This is a genomic window from Shewanella algidipiscicola (assembly GCF_003605125.1).
Lineage (GTDB): Bacteria > Pseudomonadota > Gammaproteobacteria > Enterobacterales > Shewanellaceae > Shewanella > Shewanella algidipiscicola.
Genome location: NZ_QPQT01000001.1, coordinates 54,909 through 80,434, shown reverse-complemented (window position 1 = coordinate 80,434; position 25,526 = coordinate 54,909). Strand labels below are relative to the sequence as shown.

Genomic DNA, 25,526 nt, shown 5'->3' with positions numbered 1-25,526 from the left:
TTAGCGTATGGGGTTCGTGCTGCTAAGCAATTTTTGCGATAGTGCCTCACCTTGTTGCTGGCTGGTGTGACGCAGGCGATGCTCTGCCACTGAGGCAAATACCGCTTGTACATCTTCAGGGACGATATAGCGTCGCCCGGCAATAAAGGCCCATGCTTTGGCGGCGCTCAATAGGGCTTTACTGGCTCGCGGCGACAGCCCGTAACCTTCATGTAACTGACGTGACCCATCGACCAGCGCCAAAATATACTGTAATAACGCATCCGAGGCGCTGACCGTACTGACCTCTTGTTGCAAGGCGCTTAAGGTGACAGGATCGATGCATTGCGGCAATGGTGCGCTTTGCGGTGATAAATCCTCTCCCTTAAGCATGGCCAGTTCTGCCACCGCGCTCGGGTAGCCAATGGTGAGGCGCATCATGAAGCGATCGAGTTGTGATTCTGGTAAGGGAAAGGTGCCCGATTGCTCGCTGGGGTTTTGCGTGGCGATCACAAAAAATGGCTTGGGTAGTGGGTGAGTCATGCCATCGACTGTCACCTGATGTTCGGCCATGGCTTCGAGCAGGGCACTTTGGGTTTTAGGGCTGGCGCGATTGATTTCATCGGCGAGGATCATCTGTTTGAAAATCGGCCCGGGATGGAATACAAATTGTGACTGTTCTTTATCGAAAATCGATACGCCAATAATGTCGGCTGGCAACATGTCACTGGTAAATTGTACCCGCTGATGACTCAAGCCCAAACTTTGAGCGAGTCCCTGAGATAGGCTGGTCTTACCCATGCCAGGCAGATCTTCTATCAATAGATGGCCTTTGGCCAAAATGCAGGCTAATGCCAATTTGATCTGTTGTGGTTTACCCAGCAACACCCGTTCCAGTTGGGTTAATAATGATGCAATTATGGGATTAGCCATATCAGTCCTTTTTAGCCGAAATAGTAACGTAACCTTGGTGAGTTAAGTGGCAAAATATCGATACTGGCAAGTGAAGCTTGGTAAATAAAGCGTCACCCGGGGGCACTGTTGTATATTGCACTTTGCCCCGAGGCTTGATGGTACCTAGCAACACATGCAGCTTAGATGATAATGCGATGATTGATGCCATTGCATCGCCTTAGGCTCTAGTGATGACTTAATATTTGAACTGCCATTCTTGCGCCGAAAACAGGTCGACAGGCTTGTTCTGTTTGACTTGGTATATCACTCGATAGCTCAGCACCGCTTGCACGTATTCGCGGGTTTCGCGAAAGGGAATAGACTCTATGAAGGCGATAACATCCAATTGGCCATTACTCTCGTCGAGCCAGCGCGTGACTCTATGGGGGCCAGCGTTATACGCGGCGGTCGCCAGCACGCGGTTGTTATCGAAGCGCTCAAGTAGGCTGGCATAATATCGACTTCCCAGCTGGGTGTTAAAGTGGACGTCATAGAGGCTTTTTCTACCTAGGTATTTGAGGCCACTTTTATTGGCGGTTTCTTTAGCGGTTGCAGGCATGAGTTGCATCAAGCCTCTGGCCCCAACACCCGAGGTGGCATAAGGGTAAAAAGCAGATTCTCGCCGTGCAATGGCTCTTAAGTCGTCAATGTCAACTTTCGCTTGTTGGCTAGCGGTTTCAAAAGCGCGGTTTGCCGCAAACGGAAAACGCAGCGTCATGTCGTTCCATAGTTTGCCTTGAATGGTCGCTTGGACCGCTAAATCATCCCACTGGTTTTGCTCTGCCAGCAATGCGTATTGCGCCTGTAAGGGTTTATCGTGCCTGCCAAGCAGTAACACCCATTCGGCACGGGCATCGATAGTTTTATCTAAGGCTAATAACTCGGTCACGCGTGCAAGCCCAGGATCATTGGCTAATGTGGTGGCTAAAGTGGCATCAAAAACGGTCGCCTGATGTTGCAACTGCACTTGAGTGTTGAGTAGATAAGCCGCGCTGAAACCATAAAAGTTTCGCTCCTGACTCAAGGTCGATAATAGAGTGTTAGCCACTGTTTCATCTTGGCTAAGTGCGCGTTTAGCTGCCCAAAATTGCCAACGGGATTTGGCTTGTTTTGCGCGACTTAAATGAGGTAAATAATGGTCGATATTTTGCTGATCCTTATCTCGTATCGCCCAGCGTAAACGCAGCTCTTTAAGGTCGTCACTGTCAATTAAGGGCAGCAGGTTATCGACAAAAGGTTGCAGCTCAAGGTCTTGAGTTATCAGGGCGCGTCTGACCAAATAGTGACTGAGTTTACGTCCTTGATGCTCACTGAAACGACCCGCTTGCTGGTAAGTAACGTATAACTTGACGCTTTGCTGTAGATCTTGTTTGGCTAAGCGGCGTAATCCTGCATCGACAATGTCAGCATTTATCGGCGCCGATGCCATAAATTTTTGAGTGTGGCGCAGACGCTGCGGATCTTTATACACCGCCAAGAGTTGTTTCGCTTGGGTTTGATTATTGACCTTAGAGGCTAAGTAGCGCAGCAAGCTATATTGACCACTATTGAAGGCGAGTAACATACGTGACCAGACTAATGCTTGGGTGCGATAGCCGGCTTTTTCCCACGCATGAAACAGTGGGTCGCAGGCTTTAGGGCGGGACCGACCATAGAGCCACAATTGCTGCGCGCCTTGATAAGCCGTTTCAGGTTGTTGAGCCAAGTTAGCCCGATAAAAATAGCATTGCAGAGCCACATCACGTGGTGTTGTGGGTGAGATTTTCAGAAAATCTTGCCAGCGTTTATCTTGACCTGCAGCCAGTAAATAACGGTAACGGGCTGTCGCGTACAGTGGTGTACCTTGAAATCGCTTGAGTTGCCCCAGTGCTTGCTCTGCTGGTAACTTGAGCATATCCTCCAGCTTGGCGTGAAAGTCTAAATAAGGGGTTAAGGGATAACCTTCTAACCCTTGCCTTAGGGCGAGGTAGCGCCCAGTATCACCTTTTGCCAGTGCCGCTCTAGCATCGAGGTATTGCTGCTGTTGTGGGGTAAATGTGGTGCTATGAGCCGCCGCGCTGAGCAGCGCGGCGACAAGGGTAAGAGAGTAACAGTGACGTGGACCGTGTCGGCGTAACCTCTTAAACATGTTAATGACCTCTATCACAATTAAATTATCCATTTTGGTCAAGCAAGCCGCTATGTTTAACAATCTCTATGTAACACTCACTGCTCTCTCACTTTGCTATCATGTCACTGTTAATTAAGGTTAACTGCTTTCATTAAACAGTGTCCCGCTGTTGCTTGTTGATGACAGCGAGGAGCTTAGATTAATTGAGCTTCATTTCAGCATTAGGGACACTTAAATGTTCGTCAAGCGCCTTATCGAGTAGCTGGCTATCTAGCTGTTTTGAGGTGGTTACGCCAAGCTGCTGCATCTGGTGTGCTTGCCTAATCAGGTTGCCTTTACCCGTACTGAGTTTACCCATGGCGTTATTATAGCTCTTGTCTAATGATTCGATGCTACGACCAATACGTTCCATATCTTCAAGGTAACCACATAATTTGTCGTATATTTTGCCCGCTTGTTTAGCAATACGTTGTGCATTTTGATTTTGATACTCATAGCGCCAAATATTATTAATGGTACGTAGGGCAACTAGTAAGTTGGTTGGGCTGACCAGCATAATATTATTGTCTAAAGCATAGTTGATAAGCGCGGGTTCATGCTCTAACGCGAGTAAAAATGCAGGCTCTAGTGGAATAAACATTAGCACATAATCTAGGCTTGTTAATCCGTGTAGCTGTTGATAATCCTTTTGACTTAATCCCTTGATGTGATTTCGAATCGAGTTGCAATGTTCTTTAATGGCGGCAGCTTTAGTTAGCTCATCGTCGCTATTGAAGTAGCGCTCATATGCCACAAGAGACATCTTTGCATCGATCACCACATCCTTATTTTCCGGTAGGTGTACGATCACATCGGGTTTAAAACGCTGGCCTCGATCGTTTTTAAGATCTTGTTGAGTCTCATATTCGTGTCCTTCGCGGAGGCCGCTTTCTTGCAACACTCGTTCAAGGATCACTTCGCCCCAATTACCCTGTTGTTTATTATCGCCTTTTAAGGCTTTAGTCAGATTGATTGCATCTTGACTCATTTGTAGATTGAGGGCTTTTAACGATTCCAGTTGATGATTAAAAGCACTACGCTCTGCCTGTTCGACCGTATAGGATTCTTGAACTTGCTTTCTAAATCCTTCAAGCTGCTGTTTAAATGGGGAGAGTACATTTGAAAGCTGTTGTTCGCTTTGATTTTGCAAGTTGAGTGATTTAGCATCAAAAATTTTGTTGGCTAGGTTTTCAAACTGTTGCGTTAATCGTGCTTCTGACTTATCTAGGTGAGCTATCTTGTCTTCCAGTGCCTGTTGCTCGGTTTCAAATTTAACCGTGAGAGTCTGCTGCATCGCATTGGCTTTTGATAATGCCAGCTGGGTTTCAAGTTGTTTACGTTGAGCTTGTTGCAGCTGCACTTCCAGTTCGCTGGCGCGCTGAGCCTGAGCTTGACTCATACCCAGTAAGCTGAGTTGATGGTCTAACTTTTGCTGTAGCGTATTGTGTTGATCTTGTTTGTCGTCGAGACAGGCTTGCATATAGTCGAGCTCATGCTGACGATGTTGCATCTCTTGGGTATGCTCATCGATTAATTGTTGTTTTACTGCCTGCCATTTATTGCGGGTTAATTTTTGATTGAGTAATGCACCAATCAATAGGGATAAGAATGCTACTGCTGCTAAAACAATGAGTTCGGGTAGAGTGAATGGGATGGTTGTTGGCATAAGGGAGACCTGTCTTTATCGATGCCATAAGCCTCTCACGAGCTGCAGTGCTGTTCAAGTATGTTGCGGTTAAATGATTAACAAATAGTGGTTAAATATGTTTAATTGAAATTTTTTTGCGCATATCTCTTTCTAATGGATAACAACGCACATATTGATGAGGTTTCTGGTGGCCATAAATAAAACAACTAAAGGTGCAGCTAGCCCAAGCTGGAATGAAAAAGCGGCTCATGTGACACCCGAGGCGGTGTTTAACGACAGACGTAACATTATTAAAGCACTCGGCCTTGGCGCGATAGGCGCCAGTATCCCTGGACAGGTGCAGGCGGGGATTTTTGACTTGTTCGGTAAGACAAGATCCTCGACCCCCTTTGTGACGCGTCCGTTGAGTTTTAGCCCAAATACAGCCTTTGGCCAAGGGGAAGTATTAACCCCTGAGCAGAAGGTGATCTCACATAATAATTTTTATGAATTTGGTACCAGTAAAACCGATCCTATTGATAATGCACAGGGGTTTAAAGTTGACCCTTGGGTGTTGAAAATTGAGGGGTTAGTCGATACACCATTAACGCTCGATCTCGATGATTTGACACGCTTGTTGCCGTTAGAGGAGCGTATTTATCGGCTTCGTTGTGTTGAAGCTTGGTCTATGGTGATCCCTTGGGTTGGATTTTCGCTTGGGGCATTGCTGAAAAAGGCAGGGGTTAAGGCGGGCGCGACCCATGTGGCGTTTGAAACCTTGTTCGATCCTGATCAAATGCCGGGACAACGCAGCCGCTTAATGGGCGGCGGCATTCATTACCCTTACGTCGAAGGATTACGCTTAGATGAAGCGATGAACGAGCTCACCTTTATGGCGGTTGGTCTTTACGGCAAAACATTACCAGCGCAAAATGGAGCGCCCATTCGTTTGGTGGTGCCGTGGAAATACGGCTTTAAAAGCATTAAGTCTGTGGTGCGTATTCGGGTGATGGATAAACAACCGCCAACCAGTTGGAACCAGCTGGCATCCCATGAATATGGGTTCTTTGCCAATGTGAATCCCGCGGTCGATCATCCAAGGTGGTCTCAAGCGACTGAGCGGCGTATTGGGGAAGGCGGGCTCTTCTCGGCGACGCGTATCGCCACATTACCCTTTAATGGATATGGTGAGCAGGTCGCCCACCTCTATAAGAATATGGATTTAAAACAGTACTATTAACTTTGTAGCTTACGACTTTGTGACTTAGTAATGCAATAGCTTAGCCTTTCGGTGGTTGTTTGTCATGGCACAGCACAGTGAGGGCTTGGCAAGCATATTAAACATCAAATGTTAGCCGTGATATATCCTGGAGGGTTGTTTGTTGAGATTAAAAGCCAGCCATGTGATGGCAATTAAGTCGTTATTTCATCTACTGGCTCTGCTGCCTATAGGGTATTTGGTGTGGACGGTATTGGCTGGGCGAGCGGGTGGCGATCCAGTACAGTACATTATTCATTTTACCGGGATGGGGGCATTAAACGCACTGGTGGCGGTGTTATTAGTCAGCCCCGTTGCCAAACGCTTTAAGCTCGGAGTATTAATTCAAACTCGCCGTTTATTGGGGCTGTATGTATTTGCCTATGCAACGCTGCATATCTGTGCATTTATCAGTTTAGACTTACTGTTTGAGTGGTCATTACTTGCCAGTGAAGTGGTTAAGCGCCCCTATATTCTTGTGGGAGCCAGTGGGTATGTATTGCTGTTGTTATTGGCCATTACCTCGGTCAATCGCGTGAAACGCAAAATGGGTCGCCGCTGGCAAACCTTACATAATGGGGTTTATCTAATTGCGATATTAGCGCCGATTCATTTTTATTGGTCGGTGAAGTCAGAGGTTATTGAGCCGAGTATCTATCTCATCCTGTTTGGAGCTTTACTTTTCGTTAGGCTAAATTGGCGTCAATTAAAAAAACGTTTTCAGGTGCGAGCCAGTTAGGCTTAGCTGTTTCGCGTGGTGCAGATAAAAAAAGGGGGATTAAGGTTGAAGCCGATCGGATGATTCTAGGTGAAGATTAATTAATTTTTTACTGACAAACTGACTAAAACAAAAGCTATTGCCTGCGACTTTTTTGGCCGAATACATATTTTCATCAGCCACTCTAATTAAGCGTAGTCGGCCAATGTCATCGTTTGGATATACGGCAATGCCGATACTTACAGTCAGGTTGACCTCTGTTTCTTCATAGAGGATAGTAGGTGATAAGTGGTCAATTATTTTCTCTGTGACCATCTGTATCTCGTCTATCCCATTGATAGGTTCAAGCCAGACCACAAATTCATCTCCACCTAAGCGACCACATATATCTGAACTCCTTAAGGTATGTTGTAAACGGTTAGCAACTGTCACTAATACCCTGTCGCCGACATCATGGCCAAGGGTATCATTAACCTGCTTAAACTTATCTAAGTCAATAAACAGCATTGCTGCTAAAGAGTGAGTTCGCTGACATCTTGCTAAGGCAGTATCAATTTGGCGCTCAAACGCACTGCGCGAGTAAAGCCCTGTTAAGTCATCATGTTCTGCGACATATTTTAATCGTTCTGTCTGCAATGTAAGTTGCTTTGTTTGTTCATAAACCTCTTGTTGAAGCGCATCTTTCTTTACCGTCGTTTCAAAGAGCCGTTTGCTCATGGTGTTAAATTGTTGGATAACGGTTGCTAACTCGTTTTTACTGTTAATTTTAATCTCGTTACCTAAGTCTCCTTGGGTCAAGCGAACAATGCCAGCGGTTAAGCCTTGTAAACTTTGATTAAAACTGTTCAAGGTTGAGATGGTTAATAATACTAAAACCACTGAGCCTATGAGTAATACGATCACCGCGATGAGCAAAATGAAAGCTTGTTGCTTGGCTGATTGGTCGAGTACTTGTCGTTGCAGTTTAGTCAGCTCTTCACTCATGGTTTGTATGGTGATATTAAAGCGGGCAGTGAGCATGCCATTGGCTGAGGTGATGCCTTGATGAGGTTGCGAAACAATATCAGCGCTAGCAATGGCCAATAGCGAGCTTAAGTTATTGACCATTCTGCGTAGGTTGAGTACGTAGATATTGTTGCTTGGCTGCATAGGTTCAGCGATAGTCAATTGTTTTTTGAGTTGTAATAGAGTCGCTTCGGTTTGCATTAAAGCATCACTATCTCGAAACTCTTGCAATACCCACAAGCGGCTGCGTAAAACTTCAACTGATTCATCGAGTTCAGTGATGTAGGTTAATTTATCTAGGCTTTGTTGTTGTAAAAATTTTAAGCCAGCAAATACGATAATAATCAGGGTCGTTAAGCACAAACTTAAGACTAACATAGACTTTAATCGTGTCGTGATCATCATTTTGCGACAAGCTCCGCTAGTGATTGATGGCCTTTACCAGCGCTGCATCGTTTAGGTATAACCTAAAGTCTGGTAAGGGTTGTTTTGATACAGCTTCACTGGCAACAGCCCAGCGCGCTTGGGTTTGCAGCATTGATAATAAAGAGTTATTTAGCGATAACCTAAAGATATAGTCGTTCCATGACCACTCAACAGCGGCCATGGACATATTGAGATAGTCACTAACAATTTGTTTGGCGAGTTCTGGTGACTGGATAATAAATGCTTGTGCTTCATTGAGTGCTTTAAGAATATTCACATGTTGCTCAAAGTGCAGTGAGCTGTTGATCTCGTTACTGACTAAATTAAACGACAAATTATAGGTGCCTTTACTAGGATATTGATAAATATCCTCTCCAGCCTGTTCAAATAGTCGATAGCCATAGGGTTCCCATACGGCAATAGCATCAACCTCTTTGGCTAACAGAGCTGGACCTAACGCTTGGGCTGACATGTAGATTTTTTTGAACTCTATATCCTCTTGTCCTGTGACGATGAATAATGAATCGGTAAAAAACTCGCTGGCACTGGCTTTTACGATGCCGACTTTTTTATGTTTAAGTTGAGCAATATTACGATTTTTATCAGTATGAAGTGTGAGCAGTTTAAGGTCGTTATCGGATTCGGCAAAGCTAGCCAGTAAACGAAAATCCTGACGCGTAAAGCTATTAAACATCACCACAGACTCAGAGCTGGTGGCTAAATCTACATCGCCATTTATCATGGCATCAAAACACAGGTGCCCCCCAGGCAAGGGCTGCAACTCGACATTCACATTATGGCGATTAAATAGTCCTTGTTGCTTGGCAATAATTAGAGGAGCACTGAGGGGCGTGGTTGATATCGCGATTCGAATCGTTCTTATTTGAGGTGATGGGGCGGTGTTGGATAAGAACAAAGGTAGGGTAATGCCCACGAAAAGTGCTAACGCTATAATTATTCCTGTTGGCTTCATATTGCAGTCTCAACCTTTATATTATCGAATATTATTATGGCGATGTTTTTATTATTTAAGCGCTCAGTGGTAATGTTGCGTCGCCGTATCACAACGGATCGATATCACCGTTAATCCAAGTAAGTGTAGTTAGGTTTAACTAAAGGGGTAAAAAATATCTCACTGGTGTTTAACGCTTGAGTCGAGGCGGGCGATAAACAGCCCTGGCGATAGACCTTTGTATGAAGTAGTCGATGCACTGATGATCAGTCATGGCCTTGCAAAATTGATTAGCCATTAACCTTAATTAAGCAGATAACACAACACAACATAATGGGTGGCATCAATGGATGGGGAAATGCCGCAGTGCCCTGTGCCACAAACATAACGATTTACCAAATGTAATAGGCATATTGTCTAGTGTGAATAGGACTTAATCGATACGTACTTTATGTGCTGGCAATAGGGCGTTTTATTATGGTTTTAAGCGGGCTTACTATCATGGTGACAGACTTATTGATATGCGATTCTCATAGCATTTCATGTATGGGGTAAGGAAGAAGCGACTCAGATGAGATCGAGAGCTGGACATAATAGTAATAACTGGGATGAATGGTGAATAATCGTAGGTAACCATAATGAGCATTAACATAATAACAATTATTAATTAGGTTATTAGCAGAATTGCAGAATTGCAGAATTGCAGTTTGGCAATTTGGTAAGCTAATTTTTAGTACTCTTATTTAGTACTCTTATTTAGTACTCTTATTTAGTACACTTATTCAGTGCTCTTAATGTCACGACTCTGAGTAATTTAGTCCTCTTAGGTTTTAGTCATTTTTACCTCAGCAAGGCATCAGTTAGTATGTTGCATGCATTCGCATCACGGTTATGTTAATTACCGTGATGATTGCGGATTGAGAGCATAGTTAACTCTTCTGCTGGCGCATAATCTCTATAACATCATCAAATGAGAGGTCGTATTGACGTGATAGATTAATGATTTTGGATTTATAAGTTTGGATGTTTTCTGTTTGTGCCTGCTTATATTCTTCTTCATCGACCAATTTATTGACCACTGTTTGTAACGTGGTTAACCGGCGTAAATTATAATTAAGCGATTTAAGGTACGTTTCCATTTGGTTAGCATTACGAGCGTTCTCCAATCCGCTAGTTTGCTTCTTTTCGTAGCCGTATTCGTCGAGAGCCGAGATGGCATCTTGTAAATCAAAATTATCAGTCATGTTATCTCAAGTAGGTCGATAGGAAAGTAAAATCAATTTCTCTACAATCCTATAACTGAATATGGCACAGAGATAGGATCTGCTAGGAGTTGCGACTAATTATAGATTGAGAATAGGTTTTCTAAAACCACTTATTGTAAATTTATCTCATGTTCATTTTAATCTTGCCTTGCTATAGTAACTTATTCATTTTATTGATGCACGGAGGCGTATATGCTTGACCTACTGCCCGATCTCTTCGACCTTTATGAGTCGGATTTATCATTACTTTCACCTCATTATCGACAATTTGGTCAAAAATCCATATTTTGGGGTGAGGTGGTGACCGTTAAATGTTTTGAGGATAACTCAAAAGTTAAACAGATATTAGCCCAAGGCGGTGAGGGGAAAATATTAGTAGTTGATGGTGGTGCATCCACAAGACGTGCGTTATTGGGGGATATGATAGCCCAAAGTGCAGTCGATAACGGCTGGAGTGGCATTGTCATTAATGGATATGTTCGTGATGTGGCGGCATTGAAACAGATGCCGATAGGGATCCAGGCATTAGGAGCTAATCCGATAAAAACGGATAAACGCGACATAGGGGATGTTAATGTCCCATTAGAGATAGACCGCGTTATAATTAAACCTGGCATGATGCTATACGCCGATGATAATGGTATTGCGGTGTCGTTAAAACGACTCGAATTACCTCTAGAGTGTTAAGCGTATCGCTGTCTATTCATTCACCAGATGGAACCTGTTATGAAATTTATTAAATGGTTGCTACTTGCTGTCGTTACATTATTTATTGCACTGGCCCTATATTTAACCGTGATATTTGACCCTAATGATTTTAAGCCGCAAATTGTCGATGCGGTAAAAAAACAAACGGGGCGGGATTTACTCATCAATCAAGATTTAAGCTGGACCTTTTTCCCTGCCATAGGTATTTCTTTGGGTGATATTACGCTATCTAATCCGCAAGGGTTTGAACACTCAACCATGGTCAGTGTTGATGGCATTGTGGCTGAGGTTGCACTATTGCCCTTGCTCAGTAAAGAGGTGGATATCGCGCAGCTGAATTTAGACGGTTTAACCGTTAACCTTGATACCTACAAAGATGGTCGTAGCAGTTTTGATGGTTTAACTTCGACTAAGAATAAGCAAGCCGATGATGCGGTCAACGAACAGGCTCCAGCCAATGTGCAACTGAGTCGTCTTAATATTGGTGGCATCGCGATTACCAATACTCAAATTAATTTATATGATGAGGCAAGTGGTAAGGTTCAGGTCTTCAGCCTTGATGAGCTTAATTTAGGTGTGTTTTCATTAGGGCAGTTAGCCGATTTGTCCTATAAGTTTAGTGCCAGTATGCCTGATGTGAAACTCGTTAGCGAAGGGATTGGTCAATTAACAGTGTCTGAGGATCTTAAGCAGATTAGCTTAAGTGATTTTGCCATCAGCAATACCATCAAAGGCGAAGGTATCCCCAATCAAGCAATGACCGTTGATTTAAGGACTCAAGTGACGGTCAATACCCAAGATCAACGAGTCGCGCTTATGCTTGAGCGCTTAGCAATCGACTCAATTACCGCAAGCGGTAAATTCGATATTCATTATGGTGCAGCGGTGCCTAATGTCATTGCGTCACTGGCATTTGATGATATTAACCTAGATAACTTGCTACCTAAGAGTGAAACGGCTGAAGCTACTGAGGCGACTCAAGCAACAGAGACTAAGCAAGAGGAGCCCGATCTTACTGGCCTAAAAGCGGTTAACTTAGCCTTAGATTTGAGTATCAAATCGATTGTGGTTAATAATTTGACCACCAATAATTGGCTAATGAAGCTGGTATTAAAAGAGGGGGTATTAGATGTTAAGCAGCTATCGGCTGAGCTTTATCAAGGTACCTTAACCTCATCGGCACGTCTAGATGGACGTCAAGCGGTGGCCAACTATCGTTTTGACAGTAAGATCTCTGGCGTGAAAGTACTGCCGTTATTGACCGACGCTGCCGAGGTTGATTTATTAGCGGGTACCGCCAACTTTAATATCACGGGTAACGGACAAAGTTTAATTAGTGACAATATTAAACGTAATCTAATGGCTAAAGGTCAATTTAGTGTGACCGACGGTGCGCTCTATGGAGTGAATATTCCGCAGATGCTGCGTGATGCTAAAGCAAAGTTGAGCGGCGATCTCAATGCCACATCGACAGGTGAGAAAAAAACCGACTTCACCAGCCTAACGGGGAGTTTCTCCTTGGCAAAAGGGGTGTTCAATAACCCTGATCTAGCGATGGCCTCACCCCTTATTCGTCTCGGTGGTCAAGGTGATGCCAATATTATTACCCAAGCGCTAGATTATAAGTTGACAACATCTGTGGTCGGCTCTCTTGAAGGTCAAGGTGGGAATGAACGTGATGCCTTATATGGTGTCGAAATTCCTTTTGCGATTACCGGAACCATGAGCGAGCCGGAATTTAAACTTGATACGGCGGCCTTGTTTGATGCCAAATTAAAACAAGAAACCGATAAAGCGAAAGACAAGCTCAAAGATGAACTGCTTAAAAAGCTAGGAGGATTCTAATGCTGAAGACTTCGGTCACATCTTTGTCCTTGTTACTCTTTATTACGGGTTGCGCTTATGCTGAACAGCCCGTTAAACCAGCTGCCGTTTCTGCAGAGGTACGTGCAATCGAGCAGGCAAACAGTGACAGTGTAAACGTAGTGAAAGGCCAGTCTCCGTTTGCCGATCGCAAGGCGATTGACCACCCCACAACTGAGCGACCAATGGATCCTCAAATGCCGCAAAAGAGTTTATTTAAAGGTGAATTGACGTCATCGTTAGTCGATAAAGGCCTTCAAGTGACCCTAATGGTGAGTAACCCCAATGATTATGGCGTGCCAATTCAATATCGTTCAGGGATGACGGCGGATCTATGGGTTGTCGATGCCGATGGTAAACGCTTGTGGGCATGGTCTGATGAGATGATGTTTACTCAAGCGTTAAGAGATGTCGTTATTGCGCCACATCAGCAGGTTAAGGTTAATTTTATGATCCCAGAGTCGCAGTTAGTGGCATTTCCAGCAGATGCGATGCTTCTAGCACGTTATGATGGTGTCGCCACCGAATCGAGCGAACAACAGGTGGCATTGGTGGATATTAGCGCACCATTAACTCGATAGGGTTTAAGCCTTAGTTGATTCATGCTCAGATGTGAAGCATTAGATGTAGTGCACTTAGGTTATTCGTGATGCTAATTTAAGAATAGTGAGTCAAGACTCACGGTAGCCAGATAATCAAGTGGTTCATTAAGCTTGATAAAGTAAAAAAGCGATGCCTTAGGCATCGCTTTTTTGTATGCATTATTTTGTTTAATTAGGCTCTGGAGCGGGTGACATCAACATGCACAGTTAACTTTTGCCCTGGCTGTAAATACTTTTTCCCAGAGAGATTATTCCATTGCACTAATTGATTAACTTGTACTTTAAATTTAGCGGCAATTTTGGCCAGTGAATCGCCACTGCGAACGATATAGTTGACGGTACGAGTAACAGTGCTTTTATTACTTTGTTGCCAAATGACTAAGGTTTTACCCAATTTTAATGGATCTTTTGGTGTCATCGCATTCCACTTGGCGAGGCTTGATACCTTAACTTTGTGGGCTTTGGCAATTTTCCAAAAAGAGTCACCAGGTTTAACGGTATAGTTAAGCTTGATCCCTTTACCACTGCGAGATTGTTGTTGCAAGCGCTGATCTGCCGACAATAAGTATTGTGAGGGATCTTTCGCCGCGACGGGGATCAACAGATGTTTACCAGCAATGATCGTATTGTTTTGCATATCGTTAACGGCACGCAATGCCGCTGGTGTGGTGTTGTAGCGCTCGGCTATCTTGCCTAAGCTGTCTCCTGATTTTATCTTATAGCGTTGCCATGAAAGCCGATCTGCGGCTTCACTTTGGGAAAGCACTATTTCAAAGGCTTCGGCTTTATCGATTGGCAACACTAATTTGTGTGGCCCTTGTGGCGCAGTGGCCCATTGGTTAAAACCTGGGTTAAGCGAATGCAGTTCATTAAGTGTCATATCTGCCATTTTCGCCGCCAGTGCCAAGTCGATTTGGCTACCTATTTCAACCACTTTAAGTTGTGGTTGGTTGGGGATTGGGTGTAGTTCAATGCCGTATGCTTCGGCGTTGTTAATGACATCGGCTAAGGCGATTAACTGTGGCACATAACGTTCGGTTTCACGCGGTAAATCAAGCGACCAGAAGTCACTGGATATTCCTTTACGTTGATTGCGCTTAATGGCATTAAGCACTCGACCCTCGCCAGTGTTATAGGCCGCGATGGCGTATAACCAATTTTGATGAGTTTTTTGGTACAGGTATTCCATCATATCGAGTGCCGCAGTAGTCGCTGCTGGCACATCACGTCGGCCGTCGTACCACCAGTTCATCTCTAAGCCAAAATATTTAGCCATTGGCGAGGTAAATTGCCATAGGCCAGATGCGGCGCCATGGGAATAGGCAAAGGGGTCAAACGCACTTTCCACTATTGGCAATAAGGCGAGCTCAATAGGCAAGTTACGCTTTTCGATTTCTTCAACAATCAAGTACATAAAGGGTTCAGCACGCTCAGAGACGCGAGCTAGGTGTTGTGGATGCTTGATATACCAATCGCGATATTGATTAACCAGTTTTTGATCTGGCACCGGCATGGTGAGCCCTAAGCGGATCCGTTGCCAGACATCGGTGACCACGACAGGCTCAGGTTGCTCTTCGGCGAGATTCACCAGCGGGGTTGCAGGCGTTTCGACCTGTGATGGTAGCGGTGTTACGGGTTGTACGGTTAAGTGCTGACAACCAGCAAGCAGGGAGAACCCTGCCGCCATCAGGACAAGTGGTAAGCGCATTAAACATTATTCCTTACAGATATGTCCCAGTATCGTACCTCGGATGAGTAGGGGGACTTAATTAGCGCGCTATTGTAAATGATTTCCTAGAAGTTGTCTTTCCATTGCCTAAGAAGCGTGAAACTGATGGTTTTATCCTGGATAGGTTGTTGAAATTGCTTGTTGAGAGATTGCTGTATCTTGGGGTCGTCGGTACGTAAAAAGGGGTTTATAGCCTTTTCATGGGCGATAGTGGTGGGTAATGTGGGGCGATTTACTGCTCGATATTGTTGTGCTTGTTGAACATAGGTTTGTAACGCACTATTGCTTGGGTCAACCGTCAAGGCAAAGCGTAAATTAGCCAATGTATATTCATGGGCCGGATAGACAAGGGTGTCGCCATCGAGCTGAGCGAGTAAGGTTAACGAACTGAGCATCTGCTCAGGTGTGCCTTCAAATAACCGACCACACCCGCCGCTGAATAAGGTGTCACCGCAGAACAGGTGCGAACCTATATGGTAGGCGATGTGCCCTAAAGTGTGTCCCGGTAAGTGAAAAATTGCCACCGGTGTATTAACGCCCTCTAAGGTGATCGCGCTAGTGGCTTGAGTGATGTTGTCAGTTATGCCCGCGATGTTTTCGCTTGCAGGACCATAAACCTTCAACATCTGGTTAAAGTGTTGCTGTAATTGAGCAATACCGCCAGTATGATCATGGTGATGATGAGTGATCAAAATACCTGTTAATTCAAGTTGATGTTCGGTCAAATACGCGATAACAGGCTGGGCATCACCAGGATCGACCACATAGCAATGGCGTGAGTCTGGCGATTTGATCAGCCATATATAGTTGTCGTCAAAGGCTAAAATAGGAGTAACAGAGATCATAATAATGGGTGCCTCAAAAAAGTGTGTCAGCTTGAGTAGTTTAATGAGCGAGGCTATTGCGTGTATAGCCCTTTAACGATTTAATACAAAATATTGATTTTTAAACATCGCATTTAATAAAACGGCAAGACTTACCCTATCGATACCACTTGTTGCAAAATGGGAGCGCATTGTGTTTATAACGGCCAGTAAACCACAGCGATGGCAAGATCTGCCAAATGGTCAATGGTTGCAAGAAGCCATTGAAGAGAAGCTGGCGCCATGGTGGCCTAAAGTGTTTGGCTATCATCTGCTCAACCTAGGTCCACTTAGCGCCGGGATAGATAAACCCAATTTACCCGTTGGCAAAACATTTTCTATCGCGCCCGAGGGCAAGGCATCGCTGACTGGTCATTACAGCCAATTACCGATCCAAAATGGGGTTATTGATGCAGCGGTGTGCAGTTTATTACTCGACTTTGAAACTAACCCTTACAGCGTGCTGCGCGAAACCGATCGTGTATTAATTTCAGGTGGCTATCTGTTTATTGTCGGTTTTAACCCGTTAAGTCCGGCTATTTTGGGGAAAATACTGCCCCGTTATCAAGAGTGGCTGCCTTGGTCTGGCCGATTTTTTACTCCAGCGCGGGTAAAAGACTGGCTGGGATTGCTGGGTTACCAAGTGGTCGGTGATGAGCGCCTAGCCTATCACCATTTGATGACAGATATCACAGATGAAAGCATTTGGCAGCACGCTCTGCAAGCCTGGTTGCCTGGTAGCGGCGCCGTGTACATTCTAGTGGCGCGTAAATTAGAAACGCCTTTGACTCCCATCGCCGATCGTCAGCGAGTGCGCCAACCCAATTGGTCGGCAGCACCAACCGCTGGCCGTAATGGGCCTTTGCGGGTTTATGATAATGATAAAGAGTGAATAAATGAGAATCACCTTAAAGCAGCTGATGATTTTTGAGGCAGTTGCACGCAGTGGTCAAGTTGCAAGAGCCGCTGAGCTCGTTAATTTGTCGGCCCCAGCGACCTCAATGGCACTGGCCGAACTGGAAAAGCAGCTCGATACACGCCTGTTTGAACGGGTCGGAAATCGATTACGCCTTAATGCTCAAGGCAGTTTGTTATTACCCTTAGCGACTGAAGCCTTACAAAAAGTTGAACAAATTGAACAACTTTTTTCGTCGCCAGAAGCCACTTTGAGCGGAACCTTAAACGTGGCTGCCAGCTCGACCATAGGTAATTATTTGTTGGCGAAAAGTGCCGTGGCGTTTTGCCAGCAATTTACCTCATCGATGGTGGATCTCAATATCACCAATACTCAAGCAGTAATCAAAGCGGTATTGGAGTTTAGCGTTGAAGTGGGTTTTATCGAAGGGCAATGTTTAGACAGCCGTATTAAGGTCGAGGCATGGCATAAAGATAAACTCTTGGTATTTTGTCATCCAGCGCACCCACTGGCTGGGCAGCAGGTCGAGCCTGAGCAGGTGCGTGGACAGCATTGGGTGATGCGTGAATCTGGCTCGGGGACGCGCGATTATTTTATCAATGCGGCGAATATGCTCGATCTGCAGCCGATTGAAAAATTTAGTTTTTCTACCCCAGATGCGATTAAACAAGCGGTCAGACAAGGTGCAGGCCTCGCGGTATTGTCAGAGCTGACATTAGAGAAAGAGCTAAATCGTAAAGAGCTGGCGGTGATTGAAGTCAATGGGTTGACCCTAGCACGGCAGTTTTATCGCATTAGGCACAAGAGCCGTAACCCGAGTGCCCTTTGTGATGCATTTGATCATTTTAGTCAGCGGTTTTTAAACATCGCCCCTTGATGCAGGTTGCTGATCACTGGGCGTTTTCGATATATCCCTTATCTATTTGCGTGGGTTTGGCTTCGGCGGCAAGACGTGCCAAAGAGTCGCAGCGCTCGTTTTCTAGGTGCCCAGCGTGGCCTTTAACCCAGCGCCACTCAATCTGGTGAGCTTGAGTGGCAGTATCTAGGCGTTGCCACAAATCGATATTTTTTACCGGCTGTTTACTGGCGGTGAGCCAGCCGCGTTTTTTCCAGCCGTGGATCCATTGTGTGATGCCTTGACGCATGTACTGGCTGTCGCTGGTTAGGATAATATTGCATGGCTCATGCAGTGCTTCTAGAGCGATGATCGGCGCCAGTAGCTCCATGCGATTATTGGTGGTGAGGGCAAAACCATCGGCAAGTTCTTTCACATGGGCCTTATATTTCATTACCACGCCATACCCACCGGGGCCGGGATTTCCTAAGCAAGATCCATCGGTGAAGATTAACAGTTGTTTCAGTCCAGTCATCAAGTTGCTACCATAGCGAATAATCTGGGCAGTATACCCAAAAATGTTAGATAAAAGCGGTCTTAAACATGAATCTTATCTCTAGCGCAAAGCGCCAAGTTATTCTCGATACCGAAACTACCGGTATGAACCAAGGTGCAGGTGCCATTTATTTTGGTCATCGTATTATTGAAATTGGTTGTGTTGAGGTGATTAACCGCAAGCTCACGGGGCGTCATTACCATGAATATATCAATCCGATGCAGGCGATTGATGAAGAGGCGATAGCCGTTCACGGCATCACCAATGAATTTGTCGCCAATAAACCAGTATTTGCACAAATCTCACAATCCTTTATCGATTTTATTGCTGGCGCTGAAATCGTGGCACATAACGCTAACTTCGACGTTAGCTTTATGGATCATGAGTTTTCGTTATTACAGCCAAAAGGGCCCAAGACTAGCGATATTTGTCAGATCCTCGATTCGCTCGAACTGGCCAAGTTTTTACATCCAGGGCAAAAAAATAACCTAGATGCATTATGTAAACGTTATGGCATAGATAACTCTCGCCGTGATCTCCATGGCGCATTACTCGATGCCGAGATTTTGGCCGACGTTTATCTCATCATGACGGGTGGTCAGACTAAGTTTGAGTTGTCCAATGAAAAACTGGGCCAAGAAGGTGGCGGGATCCAACGTTTAGCGCCTGATCGCGCAAAACTTAAAGTGATCGCCGCTGCGGCCGATGAACTAAATATGCATGAACAAAGGTTAGATTTAGTTGAAAAATCAGGGCAATGTATTTGGCGAGGATAAGCGTCATCCTATGAAAAATTGGTTAATATCCATCAGTGTGACATTGATGCTGGGGTTCGCTAGCATCAATGTTGGCGCTCAAGTGGTCGATTCGACTTATGCTAAAGCATTAAAAAATCGCTTTCGAATTGATCATATGGTCGATGAGGTAACCTTATTTATACAACGTGAGTACGGCAGCTCACCTGTGATTGTGGTGCTACCCGATGGGTCTAAATGGTATCAGTCGCGTCATCCTGAGTCTGTTAAATGGGCCGATGGTTTAAGTGGTGACATCATCAGCATCAAAGACCCCATGCCCGGCCCATGGCAACTCTTAGGGCAGGTGGCGCAGGGGTCTACAGTTGAACAAGTCTCCAAGCTGAATATCGATGTACAGCCATTACCACAGCCGGTTTATCAAGGAGAGCGCCTTAAAATTGTCGCCAAATTAATGGGCGATGAGCAGCGCATGCGCATGCCTGGGCTTGATTATCTCGTCAATTGGACGGTACGTTTTGTCAGTGAACATCGCCCTGGCGACGCAAATTTTGCCGAAGGCACCTTAATCGTGGGCAGTTATAGAGATAATGGCGAACAATTTGATGAGCAACCCGATGATGGGGTGTTTACCAGCGAGATCAATTTAACCCACCCTTGGGGCCATTACAGCTTTCAAGTAACGGCAGAAAATAATATTTTCAACCGCGAGTTTCGTCGTAACTTTGTGTTGTCACCTATGCCCATCACCTTGCAGATAATGGAGCCAGATGATCATCTCAATGGGCGTTGGCAGTTGCAATTGGCTGTGGATGATAGCCAGTTGGCGTTAGAGACGACCCATTTTGAGTTTGAACTGGTCGGCCCCGCCGGGATGAGGGTAAACTTACCGCTGCAGAGTATCACGCAAAAAACGCTTGAGCTGCAACTGCCTAAAGTCACCGAATTTGGTAGTTATCGTATTAAGGGCTCGGCGGTATCCACCACGTTAAGTGGACGTGAAGTGGTACTTAAACTGCCTGAACAATTTTTTAATTTAGTGCCGCCGCCAGCACCTACGCCAACGGCAGAAGAGTTAGCCGCCATCGCCGCCCAAAAAGCCGCCATTGCCGAAGCAAAAGCGAAAGAGGATGCCTTATTTTGGATCATGACCATTAACGGAACCTTGTTGATACTTGGCCTCATTGGTTTAGCCGTGTGGCGCAAACGGCAAAATTTGCACCGTGCTTTGGCCGTAACTGAAGCGCGTTTAGCCCAGCAGCGGACTCAAGATATAGGGCCAACACTGGACGAAATTGACTTATCAATGCCAGAAGATCTTCCTGCGAATAAGCCATAAAGTAATCGATTTAACATGAGTTGGTGGTTTTTTAACTAATCAAATCGCTTTTTTAAAATAATGATTGACGAGGGTTTATCGCCTCAGTAATATGCATCGCAACTTGATGTGGAGCGGTAGTTCAGTTGGTTAGAATACCGGCCTGTCACGCCGGGGGTCGCGGGTTCGAGTCCCGTCCGCTCCGCCAATCAAGTGCCTAATTTAAAATGTAGTATTAGTTGTTTTAAGATTACATGACCTTTTTGGAGCGGTAGTTCAGTTGGTTAGAATACCGGCCTGTCACGCCGGGGGTCGCGGGTTCGAGTCCCGTCCGCTCCGCCAAATTAAAAAAGCCCTAGCATCACTGCTAGGGCTTTTTTAATTTACATTTTTTATACTCATGCATGTCATTACCACTTCGGCCGAGTTCACAGCGCCCACATTCCCCTATGGCTTTATTGTTGCTTACCATCGCACATTGATTCTCTTGATGTCATTGTGGGATATGGCTGATGTTTGCCATGGTTATGCACCGAACAATTGATGGAATTAGAAAAAAATCGACAAGTATGCATGGGTCACGCATGCTGTAGAGTGTATATTTTTGATTAAAACGAAAGGACATATCAATGGTTGAACAGATCACTGCCATGTTAGGACTGGTCGGTATTTTATCCATTCTTTGCCAATGGCTAGGCTGGAAGCTTCGTTTACCAGCCATTTTACCGCTATTGATATGTGGTCTGCTCGTCGGGCCAGGCTTTGGGATTCTCAACCCCGATGCTGTATTTGGTGACCTACTGTTTCCGATCATCTCTCTTGGTGTGGCGGTGATTTTATTTGAAGGGGCGCTGACACTTAACTTTTCTGAGATCCGCGAACACGGCCGGATGGTGACCAACCTTGTCAGTATAGGTACTTTAATTACTTGGGCCATCATAGGTTGTGCGACCCACTTTATCATGGGATTCAGCTGGGATTTGTCGATGTTATTTGGTGCCTTAGTGGTGGTTACAGGCCCAACTGTGATTGTGCCCATGCTGCGCAGTATCAAGCCTAAAGCACAATTAGCCAGCATTTTGCGTTGGGAAGGCATAGTCATCGATCCCATTGGCGCTTTGCTGGCGGTGTTGGTGTTTGAATATATTGCCGTGGCTGCCGATCCAACGACCCATGTGCTTCACTCTTTAGTCTATATGTTAGGTATTGGTATCGGCTTAGGTGCGAGTGCAGGCTACGCCATTGGCATTGTGATCCGTCGTGCGCTCGTACCGCATTACCTGAAAAATACTGCCGTATTAACCATCATGCTGGGCGTGTTTGTGTTGTCAAATTTAGTGCAAGAAGAGTCAGGCTTGCTGACTGTTACTGTGATGGGTATTTGGCTGGCGAATATGCGCGGCGTCGATATTGACGATATTATCGAATTTAAAGAAACCCTCACGGTATTGTTTATTTCGGGCCTGTTTATCTTACTTGCGGCGCGCTTAGACTCACAAGCATTGCTGAATTTAGGCTGGCAAGGTATTGCATTACTGTGTGTGGTGATGTTTATCGCACGGCCCGTTAGTGTGTGGTGTTGCGGCATTGGTAGCTCTTTAGCCAGAGCAGATAAATGGTTTTTAAGTTGGGTGGCTCCACGAGGCATTGTAGCCGCTGCGGTATCATCATTGTTTGCCATTAAACTGGAAAGCCAAGGTTTACCCGGCGCCGAACAGATAGTGCCCTTAGTGTTTCTTATTATTATTGGCACAGTGGTGGCACAGAGCCTTACAGCCAGCCGCTGGGCTCGTTTTTTGGGAGTAAAATCAGGCTCATCACAAGGTTTACTTATTTTTGGGGCCTCAAAGTTTGCCAGAGCACTTGCCAAAGTCTTATTGAGTAAAAATGTGCCGGTGATCCTTGCCGATAATAACTGGGATAACATTCGATTATCGCGTATGGATAATATTCCGGTGTATTTCGGTAATCCTGCTTCAGAGCATGCTGAAAACGCAATCGATATGAGTGGAGTTGGCCGCTTATTAGTACTATCACCTTATCGACAGCTAAATCCATTAGTGACCTTTCATTACCAAGATGTACTGGGCAAAGATAAAGTATTTGGGTTAAATAATAATGAAGGCAACAGCGCCCGCCATAAGCTGTCAGAATCTTATCAGCAACGGTTATGTTTATTTGGTGAGTCAGTTTCCTATACCCGTTTAGCCACAACCATGGCGAAAGGTGGCGTGATAAAGGTAACCAGCATTACCGATAACTTCACGTTTACCGATTTTAAACGTCGTTACGGTGAAATGGCCTTGCCGCTTATTTATCTGCAAGAGGGCAAAGTGAAGCTTATTACCGAGGCGATCACAGACTTACCTGTGGGCATTGAGTTGATAAGCTTGTTATCTGCCGAAGCCCTAAGTGATACTCAGCTTAGCGACGAGTCTAAAGCGAAAAAGGTCAAATAGGCTAAGTCTAAGCCCGCTGATAACTATACTGATAGTCATAGTTAAGGGTTGTAAATCATTTAGTTGCTACTTAACACCTGACATCAGATCTATTGTTGCATCCATTATGCGCTCATCAACAAAGAGGGGACTTATCTAACCTGATGGGCTTGTAATGTAATAGGGGAGTTTTAACTAATGCTTTGACATAAAAATAGCCCTAATGCGTTAATCATAGGGCTATTTTTTTGTGTGAACTTGGGCGTGGGTAAGCAAGTAAAGGTATTAGCTCACTGCTTGTTTTTCTTCTTTAATCCTAACCCTAACTCACGGCCACGAATTCGCGCATAAAATGGCAATGTGATCAGTAATATCGCCAGTAACAGCACTTCAATCGCGGCAAATACCAAGGCGGTGTCGGTCACATACAGTAAGGTTAATCCATGTAGCATATACAGGCAGATAATAAAACTGCCCCAAGCATAGGTGTAGGGATCGCCGCTTAAAATGCCTTTTAATGGTGCCAGTAAGGGCAATATCCATAACAGACTAAAAATTAGCGAATATTCGCCACTTAGCCCTTGATTACCAAACCAGGCTGTCATCAATAACAACAAGGCCAAGTAGCAGGCTCGACTGATTTGAAATAGCTTATTTGAGCTCATGGGCCATTGACGCCTTATAAAATGCTTAATACGTTTTCGGGAGGACGCCCGATCGCCGCACGGTTATTGGCTAACACTATGGGGCGTTCGATAAGTTTAGGAGTGTCTACCATCGCTTGGAGAAGCAGTTCATCATCTTCAATATCGGCTAGCCCCTGGGATTTATATTCATCTTCTTTCGTGCGCATCAATTGGCGAGGCGTGATCGCTAATTTATCGAGAATGCCGCGGATCTCAAGCTGAGTGAGAGGAGTCTTAAGGTATTCTATGATTTGAATATCACAGCCTTTTTCTTCAAGTAACGCCAAGGTTTGACGGCTTTTTGAACAGCGAGGGTTATGAATAATACTTACTTGCGTCATAGGTTGTCTGCTGGTTGTCAAAAGTTGCCGATATTCTACTGTAAAAGGTGAGCGGAGTCACAAAGAGTTCGCTCACCTCCATGTTACAGCTGTTCGATCGCTTTCTTCGATTGTTTAAATTGGCGAATACGGGCTTCGATACGTGCCAGTTGTAGTGGATCTTGTTCTGATAAGCGATAGGCAAAATTAAGCTGGTCAATCGCGCCGTCGTAATCTGCTGCTAAAGCCATTGCTTCGGCTTTAATGTAATGCTCCATCGATTGATTGCCGACCTCTTTATAGGCGTCACTGAGTAGGTAGAGAGGTAACTGATTTTGTTTATCGAGGAAAATCATCTCCTCCAAAATAGGAATCGCCTTTAGTGGTTGTTTGTGTTCAATATAAGCATTGGCTAAATTGACATTGATCACCTGAGAGGTGGGTTTTAGTTGCCGCTGTTTCTCTAACATAGCAATTGCTTGGTCATGTTGTTTGCGCTCCAGCAGTAAGTCAGTTTTGGTGTCTATATAAAACAAATTATTGGGTGCTTGAGCCAGTAGTTCATCGATAATCTTTTCGGCTTGTTGAGTTTGCTTTGCACGCAGCAGCGCTAAGGCTAAGCCGTACTCGGCAGCTTGTTTATATTCATATTGGCCTTTTTTCAGCTGATTTTGAAATAGGCTTAATGCGGCCTCTTCACTATAGCTTGAGAAGCGCACTTGAATACGGGCTTTAGCTAACTGAAAATCGAGGTTATCGGCGATATATCGATGCGGATATTGGGCGGCGCGATTACGTGCCTCACTGATCCGTGATTCAGGTAGTGGGTGAGTCAACAACATTTGTGGCGGTGTAGTGGTAAAACGGTAGCGAGTCGCCAGTTTTGCAAAAAAGTCGGCGGCGCCATTAGGGTCAAAACCGGCATCGACTAATATTTGCATCCCAATTCGGTCGGCTTCCTTCTCATGGAGACGGGTGTAGTTAATCTGTGATTGCGTTGCCAAAGCCTGAGTGGTGGCCATTGCCGCCATTCCCGCCTGCGGCGCCGCAATAGTCAACAAAATGGCTCCTAGTAGACCCACCATGGTGGCTGTTGAGCTCTTATCTCTGGCTTCAATTGAGCGAGCCAAGTGACGTTGAGTCACGTGGGTGATTTCGTGGCCGATAACCGATGCTAGTTGGCTTTCATTATCTGCATTGAGGAACAGGCCTGTATGAACACCGACATGACCACCAAAAAACGCAAATGCGTTGATCTCATCATTGCGCAGCAAAAAAAAGTAAAAGGGGGTTTTGACCCCATTGGCGTGAGCCACCAGTTTATTGCCTAGTTCCGTCATGTATTGATTTAAGACAGGATCGTTAAGAATCGGTGCAGATGAGCGTATGACGCGCATATAAGCATCGCCATAGGTATTTTCTTTTTCTAAGCTGAAGGTGTTTACCGCGGCCGTGCCGAGATCCGGCAGGTCATTATTAGCAAAACCCAAAGGGGCTACAGCAAACAAGGCCAGTGACATCGCCCCCGCAAGGAGGGACTTGGCTGTGTTAATTTTACTCAAACTTATCCTTAGCGGGCTATCAGCATATCATGTTGATTATTA

22 protein-coding genes and 2 tRNA genes are annotated in these 25,526 nt (G+C 45.1%); 12 read left to right on the top strand and 12 right to left on the bottom strand.

Annotated elements, in window-relative coordinates; all coding sequences use genetic code 11:
* From DVO77_RS00360 to rmuC, 3 genes are all read right to left on the bottom strand, one after another.
* Positions 1-912 (bottom strand): AAA family ATPase, encoded by a 912-nt coding sequence (locus DVO77_RS00360; protein ID WP_110457975.1) that lies wholly within the window; start codon positions 910-912, stop codon positions 1-3.
* Between the two features lie 217 nt (positions 913-1,129).
* Positions 1,130-3,061 carry a transglycosylase SLT domain-containing protein gene (locus DVO77_RS00350; protein WP_119977075.1) on the bottom strand — a complete coding sequence of 644 codons (1,932 nt, stop codon included), beginning with the start codon at positions 3,059-3,061 and terminating at the stop codon, positions 1,130-1,132.
* Between the two features lie 181 nt (positions 3,062-3,242).
* Complete coding sequence (gene rmuC, locus DVO77_RS00345) at positions 3,243-4,748, bottom strand: DNA recombination protein RmuC (RefSeq protein WP_119976878.1); 1,506 nt, start codon at positions 4,746-4,748, stop codon at positions 3,243-3,245.
* A gap of 169 nt (positions 4,749-4,917) precedes the next feature.
* On the opposite strand from rmuC, the gene msrP reads away from it, so the two are divergent.
* Together msrP and msrQ are read left to right on the top strand one after the other, a co-directional pair.
* Positions 4,918-5,949, top strand: coding sequence for a protein-methionine-sulfoxide reductase catalytic subunit MsrP (gene msrP / locus DVO77_RS00340; RefSeq protein ID WP_373317407.1), 1,032 nt, complete (start codon positions 4,918-4,920; stop codon positions 5,947-5,949).
* Positions 5,950-6,088: 139 nt separating this feature from the next.
* Positions 6,089-6,706 (top strand): protein-methionine-sulfoxide reductase heme-binding subunit MsrQ, encoded by a 618-nt coding sequence (gene msrQ, locus DVO77_RS00335; RefSeq protein ID WP_110457971.1) that lies wholly within the window; start codon positions 6,089-6,091, stop codon positions 6,704-6,706.
* A 39-nt stretch (positions 6,707-6,745) separates the two neighbouring features.
* Here the strand turns inward: msrQ and DVO77_RS00330 are convergent, their stop codons facing one another.
* The 3 genes from DVO77_RS00330 to DVO77_RS00320 all read right to left on the bottom strand — a co-directional run bounded on the left by DVO77_RS00330 (position 6,746) and on the right by DVO77_RS00320 (position 10,312).
* Entirely contained in the window at positions 6,746-8,095 is a 1,350-nt protein-coding gene (locus DVO77_RS00330; RefSeq protein WP_119976876.1) for a sensor domain-containing diguanylate cyclase, read from the bottom strand.
* A 16-nt stretch (positions 8,096-8,111) separates the two neighbouring features.
* Positions 8,112-9,089 (bottom strand): ABC transporter substrate-binding protein, encoded by a 978-nt coding sequence (locus DVO77_RS00325; protein WP_119976875.1) that lies wholly within the window; start codon positions 9,087-9,089, stop codon positions 8,112-8,114.
* A 908-nt stretch (positions 9,090-9,997) separates the two neighbouring features.
* Positions 9,998-10,312, bottom strand: a complete 315-nt coding sequence (locus DVO77_RS00320) for a hypothetical protein (protein ID WP_110457968.1) — start codon at positions 10,310-10,312, stop codon at positions 9,998-10,000.
* A 213-nt stretch (positions 10,313-10,525) separates the two neighbouring features.
* Between DVO77_RS00320 and DVO77_RS00315 the strand changes: the two genes are divergently transcribed.
* Genes DVO77_RS00315 through DVO77_RS00305 form a run of 3 tightly spaced genes read left to right on the top strand, consistent with a single transcriptional unit; the run spans position 10,526 to position 13,485 of the window.
* Positions 10,526-11,020, top strand: a complete 495-nt coding sequence (locus DVO77_RS00315; protein WP_110457967.1) for a putative 4-hydroxy-4-methyl-2-oxoglutarate aldolase — start codon at positions 10,526-10,528, stop codon at positions 11,018-11,020.
* Positions 11,021-11,059: 39 nt separating this feature from the next.
* Positions 11,060-12,886, top strand: coding sequence for an AsmA family protein (locus DVO77_RS00310; RefSeq protein WP_119976874.1), 1,827 nt, complete (start codon positions 11,060-11,062; stop codon positions 12,884-12,886).
* Positions 12,886-13,485, top strand: a complete 600-nt coding sequence (locus DVO77_RS00305; protein WP_119976873.1) for a BsuPI-related putative proteinase inhibitor — start codon at positions 12,886-12,888, stop codon at positions 13,483-13,485. Before DVO77_RS00310 ends, DVO77_RS00305 begins: the two co-directional genes overlap by 1 nt.
* 193 nt (positions 13,486-13,678) lie before the next feature.
* On the opposite strand, the gene DVO77_RS00300 is transcribed toward DVO77_RS00305, so the two are convergent.
* Both DVO77_RS00300 and gloB read right to left on the bottom strand, forming a co-directional pair.
* Complete coding sequence (locus tag DVO77_RS00300) at positions 13,679-15,214, bottom strand: LysM peptidoglycan-binding domain-containing protein (RefSeq protein ID WP_119976872.1); 1,536 nt, start codon at positions 15,212-15,214, stop codon at positions 13,679-13,681.
* Between the two features lie 86 nt (positions 15,215-15,300).
* Entirely contained in the window at positions 15,301-16,080 is a 780-nt protein-coding gene (gene gloB / locus DVO77_RS00295; protein ID WP_119976871.1) for a hydroxyacylglutathione hydrolase, read from the bottom strand.
* A gap of 172 nt (positions 16,081-16,252) precedes the next feature.
* Between gloB and DVO77_RS00290 the strand changes: the two genes are divergently transcribed.
* Both DVO77_RS00290 and DVO77_RS00285 read left to right on the top strand, forming a co-directional pair.
* Positions 16,253-16,990 carry a methyltransferase domain-containing protein gene (locus tag DVO77_RS00290; protein WP_119976870.1) on the top strand — a complete coding sequence of 246 codons (738 nt, stop codon included), beginning with the start codon at positions 16,253-16,255 and terminating at the stop codon, positions 16,988-16,990.
* Positions 16,991-16,994: 4 nt separating this feature from the next.
* Entirely contained in the window at positions 16,995-17,891 is an 897-nt protein-coding gene (locus tag DVO77_RS00285) for a LysR substrate-binding domain-containing protein (RefSeq protein WP_119976869.1), read from the top strand.
* 13 nt (positions 17,892-17,904) lie between these two features.
* Here the strand turns inward: DVO77_RS00285 and rnhA are convergent, their stop codons facing one another.
* Positions 17,905-18,384 carry a ribonuclease HI gene (gene rnhA / locus DVO77_RS00280; protein ID WP_110457960.1) on the bottom strand — a complete coding sequence of 160 codons (480 nt, stop codon included), beginning with the start codon at positions 18,382-18,384 and terminating at the stop codon, positions 17,905-17,907.
* A gap of 68 nt (positions 18,385-18,452) precedes the next feature.
* On the opposite strand from rnhA, the gene dnaQ reads away from it, so the two are divergent.
* The 5 genes from dnaQ to DVO77_RS00255 all read left to right on the top strand — a co-directional run bounded on the left by dnaQ (position 18,453) and on the right by DVO77_RS00255 (position 22,937).
* Positions 18,453-19,181, top strand: coding sequence for a DNA polymerase III subunit epsilon (gene dnaQ / locus DVO77_RS00275; RefSeq protein WP_119976868.1), 729 nt, complete (start codon positions 18,453-18,455; stop codon positions 19,179-19,181).
* Positions 19,182-19,227: 46 nt separating this feature from the next.
* On the top strand, positions 19,228-20,499 hold the full coding sequence (locus tag DVO77_RS00270) for a TIGR03503 family protein (RefSeq protein ID WP_373317417.1): 1,272 nt from the start codon (positions 19,228-19,230) through the stop codon (positions 20,497-20,499).
* 110 nt (positions 20,500-20,609) lie between these two features.
* A tRNA-Asp gene (locus DVO77_RS00265) sits at positions 20,610-20,686 on the top strand.
* Between the two features lie 57 nt (positions 20,687-20,743).
* Positions 20,744-20,820 (top strand) — tRNA-Asp (locus DVO77_RS00260).
* Between the two features lie 287 nt (positions 20,821-21,107).
* Complete coding sequence (locus DVO77_RS00255) at positions 21,108-22,937, top strand: cation:proton antiporter (protein WP_119976866.1); 1,830 nt, start codon at positions 21,108-21,110, stop codon at positions 22,935-22,937.
* 269 nt (positions 22,938-23,206) lie between these two features.
* Here DVO77_RS00255 and DVO77_RS00250 read toward each other — a convergent pair whose 3' ends face one another.
* From DVO77_RS00250 to bepA, 3 genes are all read right to left on the bottom strand, one after another.
* The gene (locus tag DVO77_RS00250) at positions 23,207-23,581 is read right to left on the bottom strand and encodes a DUF2069 domain-containing protein (protein ID WP_110457955.1); all 375 of its coding nucleotides are present in this window, start codon (positions 23,579-23,581) and stop codon (positions 23,207-23,209) included.
* 14 nt (positions 23,582-23,595) lie between these two features.
* Positions 23,596-23,943: an arsenate reductase (glutaredoxin) gene (gene arsC, locus DVO77_RS00245; protein WP_119976865.1), complete on the bottom strand. Its 348-nt coding sequence runs from the start codon at positions 23,941-23,943 to the stop codon at positions 23,596-23,598.
* A gap of 83 nt (positions 23,944-24,026) precedes the next feature.
* A complete protein-coding gene (gene bepA, locus DVO77_RS00240) occupies positions 24,027-25,484 on the bottom strand; it encodes a beta-barrel assembly-enhancing protease (RefSeq protein ID WP_110457953.1) in 1,458 nt (485 codons plus the stop codon).
* Between the last annotated feature and the right edge of the window lie 42 nt (positions 25,485-25,526).

Excerpts from the sequence above, each read along its gene's own strand:
- DVO77_RS00360 (WP_110457975.1), bottom strand. The coding sequence starts at position 912 with ATGGCTAATCCCATAATTGCATCATTATTAACCCAACTGGAACGGGTG.
- DVO77_RS00350 (WP_119977075.1), bottom strand. The coding sequence starts at position 3,061 with ATGTTTAAGAGGTTACGCCGACACGGTCCACGTCACTGTTACTCTCTT.
- rmuC (WP_119976878.1), bottom strand. The coding sequence starts at position 4,748 with ATGCCAACAACCATCCCATTCACTCTACCCGAACTCATTGTTTTAGCA.
- DVO77_RS00330 (WP_119976876.1), bottom strand. The coding sequence starts at position 8,095 with ATGATGATCACGACACGATTAAAGTCTATGTTAGTCTTAAGTTTGTGC.
- DVO77_RS00325 (WP_119976875.1), bottom strand. The coding sequence starts at position 9,089 with ATGAAGCCAACAGGAATAATTATAGCGTTAGCACTTTTCGTGGGCATT.
- DVO77_RS00320 (WP_110457968.1), bottom strand. The coding sequence starts at position 10,312 with ATGACTGATAATTTTGATTTACAAGATGCCATCTCGGCTCTCGACGAA.
- DVO77_RS00315 (WP_110457967.1), top strand. The coding sequence starts at position 10,526 with ATGCTTGACCTACTGCCCGATCTCTTCGACCTTTATGAGTCGGATTTA.
- DVO77_RS00310 (WP_119976874.1), top strand. The coding sequence starts at position 11,060 with ATGAAATTTATTAAATGGTTGCTACTTGCTGTCGTTACATTATTTATT.
- DVO77_RS00305 (WP_119976873.1), top strand. The coding sequence starts at position 12,886 with ATGCTGAAGACTTCGGTCACATCTTTGTCCTTGTTACTCTTTATTACG.
- DVO77_RS00300 (WP_119976872.1), bottom strand. The coding sequence starts at position 15,214 with ATGCGCTTACCACTTGTCCTGATGGCGGCAGGGTTCTCCCTGCTTGCT.
- gloB (WP_119976871.1), bottom strand. The coding sequence starts at position 16,080 with ATGATCTCTGTTACTCCTATTTTAGCCTTTGACGACAACTATATATGG.
- DVO77_RS00285 (WP_119976869.1), top strand. The coding sequence starts at position 16,995 with ATGAGAATCACCTTAAAGCAGCTGATGATTTTTGAGGCAGTTGCACGC.
- rnhA (WP_110457960.1), bottom strand. The coding sequence starts at position 18,384 with ATGACTGGACTGAAACAACTGTTAATCTTCACCGATGGATCTTGCTTA.
- dnaQ (WP_119976868.1), top strand. The coding sequence starts at position 18,453 with ATGAATCTTATCTCTAGCGCAAAGCGCCAAGTTATTCTCGATACCGAA.
- DVO77_RS00270 (WP_373317417.1), top strand. The coding sequence starts at position 19,228 with ATGCTGGGGTTCGCTAGCATCAATGTTGGCGCTCAAGTGGTCGATTCG.
- DVO77_RS00255 (WP_119976866.1), top strand. The coding sequence starts at position 21,108 with ATGGTTGAACAGATCACTGCCATGTTAGGACTGGTCGGTATTTTATCC.
- DVO77_RS00250 (WP_110457955.1), bottom strand. The coding sequence starts at position 23,581 with ATGAGCTCAAATAAGCTATTTCAAATCAGTCGAGCCTGCTACTTGGCC.
- arsC (WP_119976865.1), bottom strand. The coding sequence starts at position 23,943 with ATGACGCAAGTAAGTATTATTCATAACCCTCGCTGTTCAAAAAGCCGT.